Here is a 22,466-nt window from a genome sequence, read left to right as displayed (position 1 = left end):
TCATTTGATGAAGTACATATTCTGTTCTTGTAATTTTTTATAAAGATAATTCTTTACGCTTAATACCGACTTCCGTTATTAACTAATATCGTCCGTTGGTGTAGTATTATTTTCTGGTGAATCTGGTTCAGTATCGTTGGTAGTAGCATCAGATCCATCATTCTCCGCTGCTGGAGTAGCTGTATCCGTTACATCCGTGATAGTTTCTTCTTCCTCCTCTTCATGATCTACTTTAGTAACAGCAGCAATACTATCGCTATCTTGAATATTAATCAAACGTACACCTTGTGTTGCACGTCCCATTAAACGTAAATCAGATACATTCATACGAATGGTAATACCATTTTTAGTGATGATCATTAAATCATTGGCATCTGTTACAGACTTAATAGCAACCAGATTTCCAGTTTTTTCAGTGATGTTTATAGTTTTTACACCTTTACCACCGCGGTTAGTAACCCTGTATTCATCAATATCAGAACGTTTACCGTATCCTTTTTCTGAAACAACTAAAACGTTAGCTTCTGCATCAGCAATACAAATCATTCCAACTACTTCATTGTTACCACCTTCTTCATCATTCAAATCAATTCCGCGAACACCACTGGCATTACGCCCCATTGGTCTTACTTTCGCTTCGTTAAAACGGCATACCTTACCTAATTTGGTAGCAAGCATGATTTCATTTTTACCGTTAGTTAAAGCAGCTTCCAATAAAATATCTCCTTCACGAATAGTAATAGCATTAATACCATTAGCGCGTGGACGTGAATATGCTTCTACAGAAGTTTTCTTAATGATACCTTCCTTCGTACATAAAATAATAAAGTTGTTTTGAATGTATTCTTCATCATTCAAATCTTTAATATTGATAAATGCTTTTACTTTATCATCTGGTTGTATGCTGATGAGATTTTGAATGGCTCTTCCTTTACTGGTTTTATTTCCTTCAGGAACTTCGTAAGCACGAATCCAATACACTTGTCCTTTTTCTGTAAATAATAAAATGTAATTGTGTGTAGAAGCAATAAACATATGTTCTACAAAATCTTCATCTCTGGTGGCTGTTCCTTTACTTCCTTTACCACCGCGGTTTTGAGCTCTGTATTCGGCAAGATTGGTTCGCTTCATGTAACCCATGTGTGAGATAGTTATAACAACATTCTCATCCACGATCATATCTTCCATGCGTAAATCATCACCAGCATAAACGATGTCTGTACGGCGCTCATCACCATATTTATCTTTTATTTCTTCCAATTCTTCGCGAATAATTTTAAAACGCAATGGTTCGTTATTTAAAATTTCATTTAAGTGAGCAATAGTTTTCATCAATTCTTCGTACTCCGATTTGATTTTATCACGCTCAAGTCCGGTTAAAGTTCTTAAACGCATATCCAAAATAGCACGTGCCTGAATTTCTGATAAATTAAATTTACCAATCAACTCATCTCTTGCTATATCAGGGCTTTCGCTCTCACGAATGATTTTAATTACTTCATCTAAATGATCAATCGCAATTAATAAACCTTGTAAAATGTGTGCACGTTTTTCTGCTTGTGCCAATTCGTATTTCGTACGGCGCACAACTACTTCATGACGGTGATCCACAAAATGGTGAATCATGTCTTTTAAGTTTAGCATTTGCGGACGTCCCTTAACTAATACAACATTATTAATTGAGAAAGAAGTTTGAAGCGCCGAAAACTTGTATAAATTATTTAATACAACGTTTGACATGGCATCTCTACGTAATTCGTAAACAATGCGCATTCCCTCACGGTTACTCTCGTCGCGAATTTCGCTGATGCCTTCAATTTTCTTTTCGTTACATAATTCCCATTGGCGTTTAATCATTTCCGCCTTATTAATTTGATATGGAATTTCTGTAACAATAATTCGTTCTCTGTCATTTACAGGTTCAATGTTTGCTTTGGCACGCAATACAACACGTCCGCGACCAGTATGAAAAGCATCTTTCACACCTTGATATCCATAAATTGTTCCACCAGTAGGGAAATCAGGTGCTTTAACGTGTTTCATTAAACCATCAATATCAATTTCGTTGTCATCGATGTATGCCAAAATAGCATTGATACATTCTGTCAGGTTGTGCGGCGCCATATTGGTAGCCATTCCCACAGCAATACCAGAAGAACCATTCATTAATAAAGCAGGAATACGTGTAGGAAGAACTGTAGGCTCTGTTAACGAGTCGTCAAAGTTTGGACGAAAATCAACAGTATCTTTTTCGATATCTGCCATCATCTCTTCCGCAATCTTACGGAAACGCACCTCAGTGTAACGCATTGCAGCAGGTGGATCACCATCTACAGAACCAAAGTTACCTTGGCCATCAACTAACATGTAACGAAGGCTCCAATCCTGCGCCATACGCACCATTGTGTCATATACAGAAGCATCACCGTGTGGGTGATACTTACCTAAAACCTCTCCAACAATACGTGCTGATTTTTTGTAAGAACGATTGTGAAGTACACCTAAATCCAACATCCCGTACAACACCCTTCTGTGTACAGGTTTTAAACCATCCCTTACATCGGGTAAAGCACGCGACACAATAACCGACATCGAATAATCGATATAAGCCGTTTTCATTTCATCTTCAATGTTAATAGGAATAATTTTTTCTCCGTCTGCCATATTATTTCTTTGTTATCTAATTTTTAATTACTGTTTTTTTGTTGCTTTCTTATGCTCTTTTGTCAGGCTCAATGTTTAACACTTGTCCACTTAAAATAGAAGCTCAGAATATTCTTTTGAACCCATGAAAGTACCGAAAAATCAGCAAATACACCTAAAACTTATCAACAAAATATTTGTTAAAAAAACCAATTATGGAATAGGCTATTCCACTTATTTAAACCTATTTTTGGTTTTGGCATTATATATGTAACTTAACCAAACAAATAAGGAAACTAGTATATGGAAGCAAAATTTTCACCCAGGGTAAAAGACGTCATTACGTACAGCCGGGAAGAGGCTCTTAGATTAGGGCACGATTATATAGGTATTGAGCATTTAATGCTTGGCATGATTAGAGACGGGGACGGCGTAGGAATGCGTTTACTCAAAAATCTGGGGATAGATTCCTCTGAACTAAGAAAGAGCATTGAGCAAAGTCTTACTCCAGGATTACGCAAGTCTAACAACCTTGCAAACATCCCTTTAGTTAAACAAGCAGAAAAGACACTTAAACTCACCTACCTCGAAGCAAAAACATTTAAATCTATTCAAATAGGTACAGAGCATTTATTGTTGTGTATTTTGAAAGAGAATGACAATGTTGTTACAAAAACATTATTAAAATACGGCATTGATTACGATGCTGCACGCGCAGAATTAGAGGGGTTTCTCGAAAATCCGGGACGCATTGAAAACTCTGCTACCGGTGGTGGTGATGAAGATGATGCTGAAGAAGCAAACTTTGGTGGCGGTGGCACAACTGGTGGTCAGAAAAAACAAGGTGAGAGTAAATCTAAAACACCCGTTCTTGATAATTTCGGAAGAGATTTAACCAAGATGGCTGAAGATGGAAAACTGGATCCTGTTGTTGGCCGTGAAAAAGAAATTGAGCGCGTATCACAAATTTTATCGCGTCGTAAAAAGAACAATCCGATTTTAATTGGTGAGCCAGGTGTTGGTAAATCAAGTATCGCAGAAGGTTTAGCCTTACGCATTGTTCAACGCAAAGTATCGCGTGTGTTATTTGGAAAACGTGTGGTGACTTTAGATCTTGCTTCTTTGGTTGCAGGGACTAAGTACCGCGGTCAGTTTGAAGAGCGTATGAAAGCGGTCATGAACGAATTGGAAAAAAGTCCAGATGTGATTTTATTCATTGATGAAATTCATACAATTATTGGTGCTGGTGGTGCTAGTGGTAGTTTAGACGCGAGTAACATGTTTAAGCCTGCTTTAGCGCGTGGTGAGATACAATGTATTGGTGCAACGACTTTAGATGAGTACCGTCAGTACATCGAAAAAGACGGTGCTTTAGAGCGTCGTTTCCAAAAGGTAATTATTGAACCTGCTACGCCAGATGAAACGCTTCAGATTTTACACAACATTAAATCGAAATACGAAGACCATCATAACGTAACGTATACTGACGAAGCGATAAAAGCTTGCGTTGCCTTAACAGCAAGGTATATTACAGACAGACATTTACCGGATAAAGCTATTGATGCTTTAGATGAGGCTGGAAGTCGCGTTCACATTACGAATATTAATGTGCCACAAAACATTGTGGAGATTGAAGGTAAGATTGAAGAAATAAAGGAATTGAAAAATCAGGTAGTTCGCAGTCAGAAATACGAAGAAGCTGCAAGATTACGCGATACTGAAAAACAATTACACGCGCAGTTAGAAGCTGCTAAAAAGGCTTGGGAAGAAGAAACCAAACAAAATAGAGTGACTGTTTCTGAAGAAAATGTGGCGGAAGTAGTGAGTATGATGAGTGGAGTGCCTGTTCAACGTGTAAACCAAAACGAAGGCGAAAAACTGATCAAAATGAATGCTTTGCTGCAAGGTAAAGTAATTGGTCAGGATAAAGCTTTGGAAAAGGTTGTAAAAGCGATTCAACGTAACCGTGCTGGATTAAAAGATCCAAACAAACCAATTGGCTCTTTTATATTTTTAGGTCCTACTGGGGTTGGTAAAACGCAATTAGCAAAAGTATTGGCAAAACATTTATTCGATAACGACGATGCGTTAATCCGTATCGATATGAGTGAATACATGGAGAAGTTTGCTACTACGCGTTTAATTGGAGCACCTCCGGGATATGTTGGGTATGAAGAAGGTGGACAGTTAACTGAAAAAGTACGTCGTCGCCCCTACTCGGTTATCTTATTAGATGAGATCGAAAAAGCGCATCCAGATGTATTCAATATGTTATTACAAGTGTTGGATGATGGGATGTTAACGGACAGTCTTGGAAGAAAGATTGATTTTAAAAACACCATCATTATCATGACCAGTAACATTGGTGCGCGTCAGTTAAAAGACTTTGGTGTGGGTGTTGGATTTGGTACAGCTACCAGAAAAGATGGAGAAGATGAGATCTCAAAAGGAGTAATTGAAAGCGCTTTGAAAAAAGCTTTTGCACCTGAGTTTTTAAATCGTATTGATGATGTGATTATGTTTAACTCACTTCAAAAAGAAGACATTCATAAAATTATTGATATTGAATTGGCTAGTCTTTTTGGAAGAGTAAACGGATTAGGTTTTGTGATTAAGATTAGTGATGCGGCTAAAGATTACATTGTTGAAAAAGGTTACGATGTGAACTACGGTGCAAGACCATTAAAAAGGGCCATTCAAAAGTATTTGGAAGATCCTATGGCTGAAGAAATCATTAAAAGCAGCTTAACGGAAGGCGATGAAATTGAAGTGGATTACAATAAAGAAAAAGATGAAATTATTGTAAGTGCTCACAAGCCTAAAACAAAGCGAAGCAAAAAAGAAGATAAAGCTTAATAGTTTAATTTTATAATAAGAATCCCGCTTTTGAAAAAGAGCGGGATTTTTTTTGTGTTACAAACTGAGTAAAGTGTTTAGCATAGATTAAATGAAAACCTTTACATTTACTTTAAATCCGTGCTATGAAAAAACTGCTTACGCTAACATTACTGCTCTTTGCATCTACTCAAACATTCTCACAGAATTATATTTTTTACTTGCATGGTAAAATTATCGAAAATCAAGGTGCTGAAGCGGTTGATAAGATAAATAGTTACGGAGCCTATAAATACAATGACATTCTCGATTCATTGAGAAAAAACAAAGCATTGGTTTTGAGTGAAGTCCGAGCAAAGGACACCGACGTAAAACCCTATGCGCTCAAAATAAAAAAACAAATTGATAGCCTTTTAAAGAAAGGTGTTGAAGCAAAGAGAGTAACCGTTATTGGTGCTTCCAAAGGTGCGTTGATAGCCATGTATGTATCCTCTTATGCAAAGAACAAAGACATTAATTATGTGTTTATGGCCGCTTGCTACAGAGATGAAACAAATGCTGAACTTAATTTTTACGGAAACATTCTTTCTGTCTACGAAAAAAGCGATGGCGCAGGCACCTGTCTGTCATTAAAGAATGCTTCCACAGGAATAAATCATTACAAAGAAATTGAAATTAATACAGGGCTAAGACATGGCTTCTTATACAAACCATTGCCAGAATGGGTAAATCCTGCTTTAAAATGGGCAGATGGAAACTATAACCAATAGGAACAAATAATGTAATTTTACTCTTGTATTTATTATGAAAAAAATATTCCTTTTGATAAACTGTTTGCTCTTATTGGTCTGTTGCAAAACAAAAAAGTCCAATGAACAAAGTGGTAAGATACCCGATTGTATCAAAGCCTCAATAGAAGCATTTTCAAAGACTTCTTGTGAAAAAGGACTGAAAGTAAACGAGTACACATTTCAAGGTGCTACCGTGTTTGTGTTTGATCAAAATGCTTGCGGAAATGATATGACGTCTGAGGTGTTTGATAAGAATTGTAAGAGTCTTGGTTTTCTTGGTGGTTTTGTTGGGAATGTAAAAATTAAAGGCGAAGATTTTTCGAATGCGCTTTTGGTGAGGACTGTTTGGGAGAGGTAATCAGTGCTTCTGTCTGCCACTAATTACACTAATCTGAAAGAATCAAATCACTGGAAAACCATTCGTGCTAATTCGTGGAACCTGCCTACCGTTGCCTATGCCGCGCGACGGCAGGCAGGTTCGTGGCTCCCAAAAAGAAATTAAAAGCAGGTGTTTCATAATTAATAGCCATATAAAATCGGCATCTGAGCTTTTATTAATAACTTTATGAGACATTTAGTGCGATCAATCTATTACATAGCGTTTCTATCTATTTTACTTTTATCAGCTTGTGGTAAAAAAGACAAACCACCTGAGAACAACACGCCTGTGCCGCCTATTGTAGAAACTCCCGTAGAAGAATTTAAATGTGAAGATCTCCCTTTGCCTCCACCTCCTTTTGAATGGATAGATAGCTTAGAAGACGGAAATAAAAACATCAATGCCTTTCTTTTCGATCCCGTTAATTCAAACAAAATTATTATGGTGGTGAACGGAGACGCACTTGGCTCGAATAAGCTCTTATTCTACGATATTCCCTCTAAAACAGCCAAATATATTTACCCATTAGGAAAATATTTACCGCAAGTAAATAACAAAGGCTGGATTACATTTAGCGATTCTCAAAATAATATTTTCGTCGTTAAAAATTCTGGTGATAGTCTAATAGCATTAACCAACGACAACCATGCTCACAATCCTTATTGGGATTACACCGGGAATGTGATTTATTATTTTAGCGAAGGTTATTTTAATGTACCACCAAAAATGATGAAGATAAACGTGAGTGGAAATTTTCTTCTTGAATTTGAAGCAGAACTTCCCTATTTAGCGACTTTCAAAAAAAGTGACAAACTGTTAACGCTTAAAGTGAATAGCAACACTTGCGATGTATATTATACCGATTTCGAAAATCAATCTAATAACAGAACGCTTATAAGTGGCCCTGTATATAGTAAAGCTGGACAAATAAATTTTGATAATCTTACTTTAGATAAAACGGATGAAAATTTTTATTGGTCAAACTCCAATGGAATTTTTAAGTGCAATATAGCGTCCTTAAAAGTAGACACCATTTTTAAAACCTGTCAGAACTCCATTTACGACAACCCAATTGTTTCTTTTGGCGATAACGAACTTACGTTTAGTCTTCATACCATTAAACCTTTAAATGTGTTTACGCTTTACCACCGCTATTTGGCGATGGAGTTGAATACGCTTACGGGAAGATCTGTGGAAATTAAAGTCTTTCCTTAGAATCTTTTTTAAGATAGAAGATACTCTCTTCTTCAACGATAATATTGTCATCAATGAGCTCATTAAAGGCTTTGATCCAGGTTTCATCGTTAGAACTTTTCATTTTATCTTTTAATTGTTCAAGGGTAAGACTTTTATTTTTTAAGGAAGTAAGGAGCTTAGTTTTAACCGTTTCATAATCCTTTGGGCGTTTGGAAATACACACGTCACAATGTCCGCAATCGCTATAATTAAATTCGTTAAAATACATCAACAATTGAACCTGTCTGCAAAGCTTATCATTATTGGTGTACTCAATTACAGAGTTAATACGTTCAAGGTATTGTTCTTTTAAACGGTGGTAATTTTCAGGATTAAATTCCAGATAATTTGCATGAACACGGTCTTGCATAAACACAAGTTTGGGAAGTGCAGACTGCGGTACATAAGATAAAATTTCCTGTTTATCGAGATAGGCAAGGTATTCCATGATTGAGGCCGCACTTATTTTCACACGGTAAGCAAGATCTTTTTCGTTGATGTACACATAATTCTCAAACAAGCCGCCATAGCTGCGAAGAAGCGTTTTTACAAGTGGCTCAAACTTCGGGTAGAGTAATTCGAATTGATAAATATCTTCTTTGTTAGCGGTAAAAAGCACTTTGGAAGGTTCAAACCCGCCGTCAATTAAAGAAAGATAATTTTCTTTCTCTAAAAACTTAATGCTATTGTAAACCAATATAGGCGACAGGTTGTAGCTTTTACAAATTTTATCAATATCGAATTGCACGTTAGTACCTTGCCCTGCGCTAATAGCAATCTGATAATAATTACAAATTGCTTGGTAGGTATTTTTCACATAATCCAATTCAGGAAATGCATATTGAAAATTATCTATAAGACGCTGTTGATCTGCTTTTGTATAAAATATGGTGGAGTAAGCAATTTTCCCGTCACGACCACCCCTGCCCGCTTCCTGAAAATACGCTTCAAGACTTTCGGGTAAATCAAGATGCACCACAAAACGCACATCAGGTTTATCAATCCCCATTCCAAAGGCGTTGGTGGCACAAATTACTTGTACGTTATTATCAATCCATTGTTGCTGCACACTCTGCCTTTGTTCGTATTTTAAACCAGCATGGTATGCCATGGAAGAAATTTTATTTTTCTTTAAAAACGCAGCCAGCTCTTCTGTTTTTTTTCGGTTACGCACATAAACTAAACCAGAACCGCCAATGTTATGAATCAATTTAAAAAGGCGCTCAATTTTATTTTCTTCCAACTGTACCACATAGCGTAAATTCTTGCGCACAAACGACTGTCTGAATACATTCGCATCTTTAAAATCTAGCTGCTTTTGAATATCTTCTACAACGTCTTTCGTTGCACTTGCAGTCAAAGCAATGATTTTACAATCTGGAAAATAAGGGCGAAGCGTCGCTATCTTTCGATAACTTGGTCTGAAATCGAAACCCCACTGAGAAATACAATGCGCCTCATCTACAGCAATTAGGGTAATTGGTAAGTAAGAAATCTTTTGTACAAAGGTTTCATTTTGCAAACGTTCAGGTGAAACGTAAATAAACTGTACATGTCCCAGTGCCGCATTATTAAGTGCTACATCAATTTCTTTAAAATTCATGGCAGCGCTTATGGCTACTGCCGAAATACCTTTCTTTTTAAGATTTTGAACCTGATCGTTCATTAAAGCAATTAGTGGTGAAATCACCAAAGTTGTACCTCCCAGAGCTAATCCCGGCACTTGAAAACACAAAGATTTGCCACCACCTGTTGGTAAAAGAGCGAGTGTATCGTGTTTATCCAACACAGAAAGAATAATATCTTCTTGCAAAGGCCTGAAACTATCAAATCCCCAGTATTTTTTTAACAGCCTATGAATATCTTCTTTTATATTTGCGTTCACTAATCTGCTAATTTCAGTAATTTTCAGAAATTAAATGCATTAAACTATCATTTTTTAAAATTAAGATTCTATTCATCCGCAAAACAGCACAGAAATTAAATCTAAGTGATCACAACCTATTCACAACAACTTTTACTTGTAATAAAACGGCTCTTACTATGCTACATGGCCTATTTTGTTTGTCGCTTGTTTTTCTATTTTTCAAATATTGGCTATTTCCAAACTGTAAATACATTTGACCTTATTGCAGATTGTTTTTATGGACTGAGAACAGATTCTTTTAGCATTGTGGTGTCTAATAGCTTGTTTATTCTATTGTCTATTCTGCCATCAAATTTTTTCTCTGGCAGACCTTACCAGATACTTTTAAAATCGTTATTTGTTATTTGTAACACCGTTTTTATTGCTGTTAATTGTATTGATATTGCTTATTTTCCTTTTATCCGGAAACGCTCGAGCGCTGATTTGTTCAAACAAATGGGCGGTCAAAGTGATATGAGCAAACTCATTCCGCAATTTCTTAAAGACTTTTGGTGGGCTGTTTTGTTTTTTGTGGCAATCATTGTAGTGTTGGTTTATTTTTACAATCGTATAAAACTAAAGCCCATAATTACTAAGTACAGTTTTTCCAAACCAAAACAATGGGCTCTTATTACTTTAATGTTTGTGTTAAGTGCAGGTTTTGGTGTTTTGGCTGTTAGAGGCGGTTTGCAGCGCGTGCCCATAACCATTGTGGAAGCAGGTTCTGTTACAAGTATTGAAGAAGTGCCCATTGTTTTAAATACACCTTTTACCATCATAAAATCAATGGAAGTGGAAGCAATTGCAGAGTACAATTTTTATTCGCCAGATGAATTAAAAAGCATATACAATCCAGTTCGTCATTACAAAGATTCTGAATTCAAAAAACAAAATGTTGTAGTTCTTATTCTTGAAAGTTTTGCAAAAGAATACACGAAGCTGGGTAGAATAAGTTACACCCCTTTTCTGGATAGTTTAATGGATCACTCGCTTGTTTGCAGCAATGCATTTTCGAATGGAAGCAAGTCTATTGAAGGTATTCCTGCCATTTTATCGAGTCTCCCTACATTTATGGAGAATCCTTTTATCAACTCATTGTATGCTTTAAATGATCAAACATCTATCGCTTCCATTCTAAGTGCAGAAGGTTATCAAACCGCTTTTTTTCATGGTGGAATTAACGGTACTATGAATTTTGATTCCTGGGCTTCGCTCGCTGGCTACCAAGCGTACTATGGAAAAAACGAATACAACGACAATAGTGATTTTGATGATTTTTGGGGCATCTGGGATGAACCTTTTCTGAAGTACTCTGTAAAAAAAATGAACTCATTTAAACAGCCTTTTCACACGGCTATTTTTACCCTTAGCTCGCATCATCCTTATAAAATTCCAGAAAAATACAAAAACAAATTTCCAAAGGGAGATTTAGAAAATTCTGAATCTATAGGTTATGCAGACTATTCTTTGAAACAATTTTTTAATGCCGCTAAAAAAACAGATTGGTATAATAACACACTGTTTGTGTTGACTGCAGATCATGGAAGTGTATCTAAGCATCCTTTTTACACCAATGTTGTAGGGAACCAAGGTATTCCAATTCTTTTTTTTGTACCTGATAATTTATTAAAAAAAGATCATAAAAAAGTTTTTTCTCAAATGGATATTCTTCCAAGTGTAATGGATTTATTGGGCTACAACAGACCCTTCTTTAGTTTTGGTGAATCGTTTAGATCAAAAGAATATGGTAACGATTATTTTTATGCTAGTTCTACGGAGTTTCTTTTTAATGATTCTATGTTGTATTGCTTTAAAATGCCAATATTAAGCGCAACCTATCAATATACAAAAGACAGTACCTTATCACAGCCGATTACAGGTAAATACAATAATTTAGACTCTATTGAACTTCATCGCAGCAGAGCGTTTTTTCAAACCTACAACAGCACACTCATTCACAATACTGGAAAGCTGAAATAAATGGTTTTAGTAAATAATAATATCTCTGTATATTCGTTATCTTAATAATTTTCTGAAAGCTCTTAGGCAACATATCCTTTTTATTTTAATCTGTTTTGTTTCGGTTGTAAACGCCCAAACAACTACCGTTTCAGGCTTCGTGAAAGGAACAGATGGTGAGGCGCTTGAAAGAGTGGTTATTGGCGTGAAAGAAGATACCAAGATTACCACCTACACCAATGAAAAAGGATTTTATTCGCTTAGTCTTGAATCTGGAAAAATATACACGCTTGTTTATTACGATATCAGTCATACTGCCGCAACGCACACACTAGAAGCTAAAGGAGATCAAACAATTACTTATTCACCGGTTCTTGATTTTAAAAACACCTTTGAAACAGTTGAAGTTCGTGATTTTAAAACCTCCAGCCAGGAAATTGTAGTGCTTGATCCTAAAATAATAAGCCGCATTCCAGGGCCAAGTGAGAGCGTTGAGAGCATTATTAAAACGCAAGCCGGAGTTAGTAGCAACAACGAGTTAAGCAGCGGCTATAGTGTGCGTGGAGGTAATTTTGACGAAAATTTAGTTTATGTAAACGACATTGAAGTATATCGTCCTTTTTTGGTTCGCAGTGGGCAACAAGAGGGCTTGAGTTTTGCCAACCCAAACATGGTTTCAAACATCGTTTTTTCGGCAGGCGGATTCGATGCAAAGTATGGCGATAAATTGAGCAGTGTTCTTGATATCACTTATCGTAAACCCTTAAAATTTGCCGGCAATGCTTCTGCCAGTTTTTTGGGTGGAAATGTGCAATTAGAAGGGATTTCAAAGAACCGATTAATAGCCTGGAACATTGGTGGACGTTACCGCACAAATAGTTATTTGTTATCAAGCTTAGATACTAAACTAAATACGAGTGGCGGTTACAGACCAAGTGCTACAGACTTTCAGAGCTTTTTAACCTTTGATGTTAATCCAAAATTAAAGATTGAGTTTTTAGGAAACATAGCCTCCAATAAATACCTTGTAAAACCAGTTAACCGCGAAACCGATTTTGGAACAGTAAAAGATGCATTAAGATTAACCATTTATTTTGACGGGCAGGAATTGATGCAATACAATACCTATATGGGCGGCCTTTCAACGACTTATCGTCCGAATAGTAAAACAAAATTAAAACTCATCGGCTCTGCTTACCGTGCAAATGAACAGGAAGTGTATACCATACAAGGCCAATACTACATCGACCAGTTAGAAGCTGATTTAGGTAAACCAAACTTTGGTCAGGTAGCCTATAACAGAGGCGTGGGTACGTTTTTAAACAATGGTCGTAATTATTTAACGGCAAGCGTTTACAACCTTGAACATAAGGGCACTCGCACGATTAACCGTAATAATGAATTTCTTTGGGGAGTGCGTGAGCAATACGAAAAAATTGAAGATAAATTGGGAGAGTGGCGTACAGTGGACTCTGCGGGATACATTGTTCCTTATGCTGTTAACGAAATTAATTTAACCGACGTTTACAAAACACAAATAACTTTACCAAGTTGGCGTTCTCAGGGTTACATGCAATTCAACCATACAGCCACTTTGCGCGACTCATCTAATTTTAGAGTTTCTGCAGGTGTAAGGGCTAATCATTGGACAGTGAATAATCAAACTGTCTTTTCTCCGCGTGTTAGTATGGCCTACAAACCAAACTGGAAGCGTGATTGGTTATTTAAACTGAGTGGTGGTTTTTATTATCAGCCACCTTTTTACCGTGAACTCAGAAACATTGATGGCACAATAAATAAAGATGTTAAAGCACAACGCTCTATTCACATTGTATTTACAAGTGACTATGTTTTTAAAATGTGGAATAGACCTTTTAAATTAATGATGTCTGGTTATTACAAGTCGTTGAACGATCTTGTTCCTTATGAAATTGAGAATGTGAGAATTCGTTATTTTGCTAATAATAACACGCAAGGATATGCCACAGGTGCCGATATAAGAATTAACGGAGAGTTCGTAAAAGGTGTTGAAAGTTGGGCTACAATTGGTGTTTTAAAAACCTATGAGTATTCAAAAGATAATATTCATTACGACTATTATAATAAGGATGGAGAAAAAATCGTGAGAGGTTATACCTTTGATCAGGTAAGAGCAGATAGTCAAAAGGTTGACCCGGGTTTCATTCCCCGTCCAACCGACCAATTGATCACCTTTGGTTTATTTTTTCAGGACAATATTCCGAAATTTCCCGCCATTAAGTTTAACCTGAATATTCAGTTTGGAAGTGGCTTACCTTTTGGGCCACCAACACATACCCGTTGGCAACAAGTATTAAGAATGCCACCTTATCGCAGAGCGGATGCCGGTCTTGCTTACAATGTTTTAAAAGAGAATAGAGAATTTAAGCGCAAAAATTATTTTAATAATCTAAAAGAGATGTGGATTTTCTTGGAGGTTTTTAATCTCCTTCAAATTCAAAACACGGTTTCTTACACTTGGATTGCGGATGTTACCGGAAACCGCTACGCAGTGCCTAACTACCTTACAAACCGGCAGGTGAATGTCAAATTACAGATTCGATTTTAGTACTTTCACTTCACAACTATTAAGAAAAAGTTTCTGACTCTTCATTCACTTTTTTGTAATTTTGAACTTCTATGTTAACACTTAATCCTAAAGAATTAGCCATTCCAGTTTTGCACAAATACCTGCAAAATGCTGTTGCACCGCGTCCTATTTGTTTTGCAAGTACAGTAAACAAAGCTGGTGAACCAAATTTGGCACCATTTAGTTTTTTTAATATTTTTTCCGCCAATCCTCCCATAGCTGTTTTTTCGCCAGCGTATAGTGGACGTACAGGTGCACCAAAAGACACGCTCTTAAACGTAAAAGAAGTGCCTGAAGTGGTAATTAACGTTGTAAATTACAACATGGTACAGCAAACAAGTTTAGCCAGCAGCCCATTTGCTAAAGGAGTGAATGAGTTTATTAAAGCCGGATTTACACCTGTAGTCTCTGAACTTGTAAAACCATTTAGAGTAAAAGAAAGTCCGGTACAAATGGAATGCAAGGTTATCGAAATAAAGGAACTAGGAACTGCTGGTGGTGCAGGTAATCTTGTGATTTGTGAAATTATTAGAATTCACATTGATGAATCAATTTTAAATGCCGAGAACAACATCGATACAAAAAAAATAGATCTTGTAGCGCGAATGGGAGATGACTGGTATTGTCGCGCCAATGGTAACGCAATATTTGAGGTTAAAAAGCCCATTACAACAATCGGAATTGGAATCGATCAAATTCCAAGCGAAATAAAAAACAGTAAGGTTTTAAGCGGAAATAACCTTGGTTTGCTTGGTAGCGTGGAAGAAATTCCGAACAGCAACGAAACCGCTGAGTATAAAAAAACGTTAAAAGCTTTTTCAAACAAAGACGAGCAACATCTTTATGCCAAAACTCTCCTGGAAACCAACATGGTAAAGGAAGCCTGGATGGTGTTACTTTAATTTGATAATTTATCGATTTGATAATTGATAAAATTATTTAAATTAGTCATGTCAACTAGTTTGACTTTTAAATTCGTAAACAATAAAATAAATATATCATGGAAGTAATCGGAACACTCAAAACAAAGTTCGAAACGCAAAAAGTAAGCGATCGTTTTCAAAAACGTGAATTTGTATTAACTACAGAAGCTAATACACCCTATCCGCAACACGTAAGTTTTCAGGTAACACAAGACAAATGTTCAATTTTAGATCAATACAACGATGGTGACGAAATAAAAGTTCAGTTCAACCTTCGTGGTCGCGAATGGAACGGTCCACAAGGAATTAAATATTTCAATACACTGGAAGCTTGGAGACTTGAAAAAGTTTCGGGAAGCAATACTGCACCTCAAGCGGGACAAAACAGTAATTCAGGAGCTAACTCAGCACCTAGCAACCCTTCTTCTGCGCCTGTTTTCACTAGCAATCCAGGTGATAACGATGATTTACCTTTTTAATTAAAAAAGCGTTTAACAAAACAATAATGCAAGACATTGGTCTTGCATTATTGTTTTACACCTAAGTTATTCAAATTCATTTTAACTCTATGAAAACAAAATCATCTGTACTTTTAATCTACACCGGCGGTACCATAGGTATGATGCAGGATCCACGAAGTGGTGAATTAAAACCGTTTGATTTTAAGTCGCTAACAAAACAAATACCAGAGTTAACAAAATTTGATATTGAGCTTTCTTCCATCTCTTTTAAAAAACCAATAGATTCATCTAATATGAATATAGTGGTATGGAAAGATCTGGCAGGTATCATCGAAAAAAATTACGCCAAATACGATGGTTTTGTAATTCTACATGGTAGTGATACCATGAGTTACACGGCAAGTGCCTTAAGTTTTATGCTAGAAAACTTAAATAAACCAGTTGTCCTAACAGGTTCACAGTTGCCTATTGGTGTTATTAGAACCGATGGAAAAGAAAATTTAATTACCGCTATCGAAATTGCAGGTGCCAAAGAAAAAGGAAAATCCATTGTAACAGAAGTGTGTATTTATTTTGAATACAAACTTTATCGCGGTAATCGCACCTTTAAACACAACAGCGCCCATTTTGATGCCTTCAAATCACCGAATTATCCTGCACTAGCGCAAGCCGGCGTTACAATCAAATACAACAAGCAAGCTTTATTAAAATCTTCAAGTGCTAAAAAACTTAAAGTTCATACCAACTTAGAAAACGAGATTGCCGTTATTAAATTATTCCCAGGAATAAGTAAAAATATTACAGCTGCAATTTTTAATGCAAAAGGAATTAAAGCAATTATCATCGAAACCTTTGGAGCAGGCAATGCCACTACCGAAGTCTGGTTTCTTAACGAAGTTGAAAAGGCTTTAGCAAAAGGAATCATTATTCTAAACATCACCCAATGTAAGGAAGGTCGAGTGATTCAGGGCATGTATGAAACCAGCTCACAACTCAAAAAGCTTGGTGTTATTGGCGGCTCAGACCTCACATTTGAAAGCGCCATCACAAAACTCATGTTTTTATTGGGACAAAAACTTAAACCGAATGAACTCAAAAAAATGCTTCAAACGAATTTAAGGGGGGAAATGACAAGCTAAATGTAAAAGGGAAAATGTAAGATGGAAAATGTTTTATTTAGTTTCTGAAGCAGTAGACTAATCATCTCAAAAAAATAGACTACTTATAAATCTCTTTCTTCGCAGCGAGTAAAGTATTTTTGATTAAAGAAGCAATGGTCATCGGCCCTACCCCGCCTGGAACGGGGGTGATATAAGAACATTTCGGAGCAACTTCATCAAATTTCACATCACCTTTTAATTTAAATCCACTTTTGGTTTCAGTGCTTTTTACACGGGTGGTACCAACATCAATAACAACCACACCGTCTTTCACCATGTCCGCTTTTAAAAACTCTGGTTGACCAAGTGCGCAAATAATAATATCTGCTTTTAAAGTATGAGAGGTAAGATCTTTTGTTCTGCTGTGACAAAGTGTTACAGTGCAGTTTCCAAGAGCGGTATTTTTAGCCAATAAAATACTCATCGGTGAGCCTACAATGTGACTGCGACCAATAACCACACAGTTTTTTCCGCTGGTTTCAATTTTATATTTTCTAAGAAGTTCTACAATGCCATAAGGAGTTGCGCTTACATAACAAGGTAAGTCAAGTACCATGCGACCTACGTTGATAGGATGAAATCCATCCACATCTTTTTTTGGATCAATGGCTTCAATAATTTTATGCTCTGCAATGTGTTTTGGTAAAGGAAGTTGAACAATAAAACCATCGACATCTTTATCATTATTTAAAGCATGAACAGTTTTTAATAATTCTTCTTCACTTACTGTTTCTGGTAATCGGATTAACGACGACTTAAATCCAACACGCTCACAAGTTTTAATTTTGCTAGCAACGTATGTTTCGCTTCCGCCATCATTGCCCACCAACACCGCTGCAAGGTGCGGTTGTTTCATCCCTGCGCCCAACATAGTTTTCACCTCATGTGCTATTTCCTCTTGTATTTCAAGAGAGATTTTCTTTCCGTCTATAAGTTGTGCTGACAATCTTTAATATAAAAAATACTGATTAAAACTCTCGTGTAAATTAGTGAAATTTGTGGGGTAAAATTAGTTGATGGCGCAAAAGCAATTCGTGGCTACCCCCTAGGCATTCCTTTCGGCATAGCACGCATCATCTTAGCCATCGCATTTTTATCGTTCATCATGCGCATCATTTTGCGCGTATCTTCAAATTGTTTCAAAAGCTTATTTACTTCTGGCACACCTTGTCCACTGCCTTTTGCCACACGTTGTCTGCGAGAACCATTTAACAACTCAGGCTTACTACGTTCTTCAGGTGTCATGCTAAAAATAATTGCTTCAATTCCTTTAAACGCATTTTCATCAATGTCCATATCTTTCACCGCTTTCCCCATGCCTGGTATCATTCCCACAAGGTCTTTGATATTACCCATTTTTTTAATCTGATGCAACTGTGCTAAAAAGTCATTGAAATCAAATTTATTGGTGGCGATTTTTTTGTTGAGTTTTCTGGCCTCTTCTTCACTAAACTGTTCTTGAGCGCGTTCTACTAACGTAACAACGTCACCCATTCCAAGAATTCTATCTGCCATACGCTCCGGATAAAATACATCCAGCGCATCCATTTTCTCACCTGTACCAATAAATTTAATGGGTTTGTTAACCACACTTTTTATAGATAAAGCCGCTCCACCACGGGTATCACCATCTAATTTTGTCAGGATAACTCCATCAAAATCTAATTTGTCATTAAATGTTTTCGCAGTATTAACAGCATCTTGACCCGTCATACTGTCTACCACAAATAAAATCTCGTTTGGCTTTACCGCTTTTTTCAAATCTGAAATTTCTTTCATCATTTGTTCGTCTATCGCTAAACGACCGGCGGTATCTATTAAAACAACATTATTACCTTTTTCTTTTGCCTGTTTAATAGCAGCTTCTGCAATTTTAATTGGATTTTTTTCTTCTTTATTGCTAAAAACTTCAACTTCAATTTGCTCACCCAACACGTGCAATTGGTCAATAGCAGCAGGACGATAGACGTCACAAGCTACCATTAATGGATTTTTACCCTTTTTGGTTTTTAAGTACAATGCCAATTTACCGGTGAAGGTAGTTTTACCCGAACCTTGTAAACCGCTCATTAAAATAACAGTAGGATTACCCGCCAAATAAATATCTTCCTTTGTGCCACCCATTAACTGGGCTAATTCGTCATGCGTAATTTTAACCAACAACTGTCCCGGAGACAAAGAGGTAAGTACATTCTGACCTAATGCCTTTTCTTTAACAGTATCCGTAAATGTTTTTGCAACTTTATAGTTCACATCAGCATCCAAAAGCGCTTTACGCACTTCTTTCATAGTCTCCGCTACGTTTATTTCCGTGATTTTACCTTGACCTTTTAAAACTTTAAAGGCGCGATCGAGTTTATCCTGTAAATTATCAAACATTACACTTAATTTTTTAGAGCAGTAAAGATAGGAAAATTGGACGTTTTACGCGCAATTATTTTCTTACAAAAAAACGGCAAAACTGGTGCGTGGCCACAGTCAGTTCTAAATTTCAAACATTTTAACTTAATTCCCCCAATGAAGGTGGTAAATTTGATCTTTACATAATTGAACCCCACAAAATGCTGATAGAAATTCTTAAAAACATGTTTAGCCGTGATCTAAACAAACTTAAAACAGAAATTGAATCTTATAAAAATGAAGCAATCCTTTGGGAAGTTGATACTAACATTTCAAATTCCGCTGGAAATCTTTGTCTGCACCTTATTGGTAACTTAAATGCCTTTGTTGGCGCAGAGTTGGGGAAATCTGGCTACGTGAGACAAAGAGAGTTGGAGTTTTCTACAAAAAATGTACCGCGTGAAGAACTTATAAAAAAAATTGCCGAAACATTATTGGTTGTTATTTCGACATTAGATAACTTAACGGAAGAAGATCTTAAGAAGGATTTTCCTCTTAAAGTTTTTGAAAATAAAACTTCGACAGAATTTTTCTTAATTCACCTGATCACACATTTATCTTATCACCTCGGCCAAATCAATTACCACCGCAGACTTCTAGAGAAATAGTTTATACAAATACGTTCTGCTCAAAGCACTTAATTTGAGCGATCAATTTTGACGCAAATACCCTAGTTTCGGTCGCTTCGATACTTTAATTTTTATTTGTATTGGTATAATTTTACGAGGGAAAACTATTAAATTTAACCTTATAAAATTATTCCAATGAAATCAATTGATGTTAAAGATGTTGATACTTACATTTCCACTTTTCCGAAAGAAACACAATTACTTTTGGAAACCATGAGGACCGTTATTCGCAAAGCGGCGCCAAAAGCGGAGGAAGTAATTAGTTACAAAATGCCTGCATACAAACTTGGTACAATGCTTGTTTTTTTCGCGGGATATAAAAGCCATATTGGATTTTATCCAAGTGGCTCTGGCATTGAAGCTTTCAAAAAAGAGTTATCTATTTATAAAAGTGCTAAAGGCTCCGTGCAATTCCCTCTGAACAAGCCTCTGCCTATTGGTTTAATAACTAAAATAGTAAAACTTCGTGTGAAAGAAAATCTGGAAAAGATGAAACTGAAAGCAGAAAAAAAGAAATAGCGTTTTTGTTTTTGACATTTTTTTGTAGAATAAACTGCCATTAGCTTTTTTAAACTGCTAACTTAGTCGTTCACGAAAAAATTTAATTATGACCTATCCTTATCAGATTAAAACTCTTGAAGATTACAACAGGCAATACAAGGAGAGTATAGAGAATCCTGAGAAATTCTGGGCCAATGTTGCTGATAATTTTACCTGGCAAAAAAAATGGGATAAGGTTCTTGACTGGAATTTTAAGGAGCCAAATGTAAAATGGTTTAGTGGTGGTAAATTAAATATTACTGAAAATTGTTTGGATCGTCATCTTGCAAAAAATGGAGATACCCCCGCTATACTCTGGGAATCAAACAATCCAAAAGAACAATCCCGAAAAATAACTTACAAAGAACTGCATTTTAAAGTTGTTCAATTTGCAAATGTTTTAAAAAATAACGGGATCAAAAAAGGAGATCGTGTCTGTATCTACATGGGCATGATTCCTGAATTAGCAATTGCAACGCTTTCTTGCGCACGTATTGGAGCAGTACACTCTGTTATTTTTGGTGGATTTTCAGCACAAGCAATTGCAGACAGATTACTCGATGCTAAATCAGAATTTATCATTACCTGCGACGGCGCCTTTCGCGGAGCAAAAGACATTCCACTAAAAAGTGTGATTGATGATGCACTTGTTGGAAACAAAACTATTAAAAGCGTTATTGTGTACGAACGCACGCAAACACCTGTCAGCATGATAAAAGGGCGTGATGTTTGGTGGGAAGATGAAATTAAAAAAGTAGAAGCCTCAGGAAATCCTGATTGTCCAGCAGAAATAATGGACGCAGAAGACGTTCTTTTTATTCTTTACACTTCTGGTTCAACCGGCAAACCGAAAGGTGTGGTGCACACCATTGCTGGTTATATGGTTTGGACGAATTACACTTTTGTAAACGTTTTTCAATATCAACCGGGACAAATACACTTTTGCACCGCAGATGTTGGTTGGATCACCGGCCATAGTTACATCATCTACGGACCTTTGAGTGCAGGCGCTACAAGTCTTATGTTTGAAGGCGTGCCAACTTATCCGGATGCAGGGCGTTTATGGGATATTGTAGACAAATTTAAAGTGGACATCTTGTACACCGCACCAACCGCTATTCGTAGTTTAATGGGCTGTGGAGAAGAATTTCATAAGAACAAAAATCTAAGTTCCCTAAAAGTTCTTGGATCTGTTGGAGAACCAATCAATGAAGAAGCCTGGCATTGGTTCGATAAAAACATTGGGAAAGAAAAATGTCCTATTGTTGACACATGGTGGCAAACAGAAAACGGAGGTATAATGATTTCGAACATTGCAGGTGTTACTCCGGGAATACCTTCGTATGCAACACTTCCGCTACCCGGTGTTCAACCTTGTTTGGTAGATGAAATGGGGAAAGAAATTAAAGGTAATAATGTGAATGGAAATCTATGTATAAAAGCGCCTTGGCCGGGAATCATCAGAACAACATACGGAGACCACGAGCGTTGCCGTCAAACGTATTTTTCTGCTTACCCAGATAAATATTTTACAGGAGATGGATGTTTGCGTGATGAAAAAGGCAATTACAGAATTACAGGTCGCGTAGATGATGTGTTAAACGTAAGTGGGCACCGCATTGGCACTGCAGAAGTAGAAAACGCAATAAACATGCATACAGGAGTGATTGAAAGTGCTGTAGTGGGCTATCCTCATGATGTGAAAGGGCAAGGTATTTATGCCTACGTTATTTTTGATGAGAATCATCCCAATGCCAATTTATCTAAACAAGATATTCTTCAAACCGTGACCCGCGTTATTGGGGCAATTGCCAAGCCAGATAAAATACAATTTGTGCCCGGATTGCCAAAAACACGAAGCGGTAAAATAATGCGAAGAATCCTTAGAAAAATTGCAGAAGGTGAAACTTCTAATTTGGGTGATACCTCTACCCTGCTCGATCCGTCGATTGTAACGTTGATTATTGAAGGGAAAGTTTAGTTTATAGATAACTAG

Annotated in this window: 16 protein-coding genes; 12 read left to right on the top strand and 4 right to left on the bottom strand. The window is 36.6% G+C overall.

Annotated elements, in window-relative coordinates:
• Positions 1-78: 78 nt before the first annotated feature.
• A complete protein-coding gene (gene gyrA, locus P2086_RS11320; RefSeq protein ID WP_317896855.1) occupies positions 79-2,664 on the bottom strand; it encodes a DNA gyrase subunit A in 2,586 nt (861 codons plus the stop codon).
• Between the two features lie 282 nt (positions 2,665-2,946).
• Here gyrA and P2086_RS11315 point away from each other — a divergent pair, with 282 nt between their 5' ends.
• From P2086_RS11315 to P2086_RS11300, 4 genes are all read left to right on the top strand, one after another.
• Positions 2,947-5,499, top strand: a complete 2,553-nt coding sequence (locus tag P2086_RS11315) for an ATP-dependent Clp protease ATP-binding subunit (RefSeq protein ID WP_317896854.1) — start codon at positions 2,947-2,949, stop codon at positions 5,497-5,499.
• Positions 5,500-5,624: 125 nt separating this feature from the next.
• Positions 5,625-6,248 carry an alpha/beta hydrolase gene (locus P2086_RS11310; RefSeq protein WP_317896853.1) on the top strand — a complete coding sequence of 208 codons (624 nt, stop codon included), beginning with the start codon at positions 5,625-5,627 and terminating at the stop codon, positions 6,246-6,248.
• Positions 6,249-6,282: 34 nt separating this feature from the next.
• Entirely contained in the window at positions 6,283-6,627 is a 345-nt protein-coding gene (locus P2086_RS11305) for a DUF6970 domain-containing protein (RefSeq protein WP_317896852.1), read from the top strand.
• 207 nt (positions 6,628-6,834) lie between these two features.
• Positions 6,835-7,863: a hypothetical protein gene (locus P2086_RS11300; protein ID WP_317896851.1), complete on the top strand. Its 1,029-nt coding sequence runs from the start codon at positions 6,835-6,837 to the stop codon at positions 7,861-7,863.
• On the opposite strand, the gene P2086_RS11295 is transcribed toward P2086_RS11300, so the two are convergent.
• The gene (locus P2086_RS11295) at positions 7,847-9,769 is read right to left on the bottom strand and encodes a RecQ family ATP-dependent DNA helicase (protein ID WP_317896850.1); all 1,923 of its coding nucleotides are present in this window, start codon (positions 9,767-9,769) and stop codon (positions 7,847-7,849) included. The two genes, P2086_RS11300 and P2086_RS11295, sit on opposite strands and share 17 nt — an antisense overlap.
• Before the next feature lie 165 nt (positions 9,770-9,934).
• Here P2086_RS11295 and P2086_RS11290 point away from each other — a divergent pair, with 165 nt between their 5' ends.
• The 5 genes from P2086_RS11290 to P2086_RS11270 all read left to right on the top strand — a co-directional run bounded on the left by P2086_RS11290 (position 9,935) and on the right by P2086_RS11270 (position 16,880).
• A complete protein-coding gene (locus P2086_RS11290) occupies positions 9,935-11,770 on the top strand; it encodes an LTA synthase family protein (RefSeq protein ID WP_317896849.1) in 1,836 nt (611 codons plus the stop codon).
• Between the two features lie 139 nt (positions 11,771-11,909).
• Entirely contained in the window at positions 11,910-14,336 is a 2,427-nt protein-coding gene (locus P2086_RS11285; RefSeq protein WP_317896848.1) for a TonB-dependent receptor plug domain-containing protein, read from the top strand.
• Positions 14,337-14,407: 71 nt separating this feature from the next.
• On the top strand, positions 14,408-15,259 hold the full coding sequence (locus P2086_RS11280) for a flavin reductase family protein (protein WP_317896847.1): 852 nt from the start codon (positions 14,408-14,410) through the stop codon (positions 15,257-15,259).
• A gap of 98 nt (positions 15,260-15,357) precedes the next feature.
• Complete coding sequence (locus tag P2086_RS11275; RefSeq protein WP_317896846.1) at positions 15,358-15,759, top strand: DUF3127 domain-containing protein; 402 nt, start codon at positions 15,358-15,360, stop codon at positions 15,757-15,759.
• A gap of 89 nt (positions 15,760-15,848) precedes the next feature.
• A complete protein-coding gene (locus tag P2086_RS11270; protein WP_317896845.1) occupies positions 15,849-16,880 on the top strand; it encodes an asparaginase in 1,032 nt (343 codons plus the stop codon).
• Positions 16,881-16,959: 79 nt separating this feature from the next.
• Here the strand turns inward: P2086_RS11270 and folD are convergent, their stop codons facing one another.
• On the bottom strand, positions 16,960-17,847 hold the full coding sequence (gene folD, locus P2086_RS11265) for a bifunctional methylenetetrahydrofolate dehydrogenase/methenyltetrahydrofolate cyclohydrolase FolD (protein ID WP_317896844.1): 888 nt from the start codon (positions 17,845-17,847) through the stop codon (positions 16,960-16,962).
• Positions 17,848-17,939: 92 nt separating this feature from the next.
• A complete protein-coding gene (gene ffh / locus P2086_RS11260; RefSeq protein ID WP_317896843.1) occupies positions 17,940-19,280 on the bottom strand; it encodes a signal recognition particle protein in 1,341 nt (446 codons plus the stop codon).
• 182 nt (positions 19,281-19,462) lie between these two features.
• Between ffh and P2086_RS11255 the strand changes: the two genes are divergently transcribed.
• The 3 genes from P2086_RS11255 (at position 19,463) to acs (ending at position 22,451) form a co-directional block, all read left to right on the top strand.
• The gene (locus tag P2086_RS11255) at positions 19,463-19,909 is read left to right on the top strand and encodes a DinB family protein (RefSeq protein WP_317896842.1); all 447 of its coding nucleotides are present in this window, start codon (positions 19,463-19,465) and stop codon (positions 19,907-19,909) included.
• A 156-nt stretch (positions 19,910-20,065) separates the two neighbouring features.
• A complete protein-coding gene (locus P2086_RS11250) occupies positions 20,066-20,449 on the top strand; it encodes an iron chaperone (RefSeq protein ID WP_317896841.1) in 384 nt (127 codons plus the stop codon).
• A gap of 88 nt (positions 20,450-20,537) precedes the next feature.
• Entirely contained in the window at positions 20,538-22,451 is a 1,914-nt protein-coding gene (gene acs, locus P2086_RS11245; RefSeq protein WP_317896840.1) for an acetate--CoA ligase, read from the top strand.
• Positions 22,452-22,466: the final 15 nt, after the last annotated feature.

Source organism: Aurantibacillus circumpalustris (assembly GCF_029625215.1).
Classification (GTDB): Bacteria; Bacteroidota; Bacteroidia; order B-17B0; family Aurantibacillaceae; genus Aurantibacillus; species Aurantibacillus circumpalustris.
The sequence above is the reverse complement of the archived record's forward strand: the minus strand, read 5'-3'. Positions and strand labels throughout refer to the sequence as shown.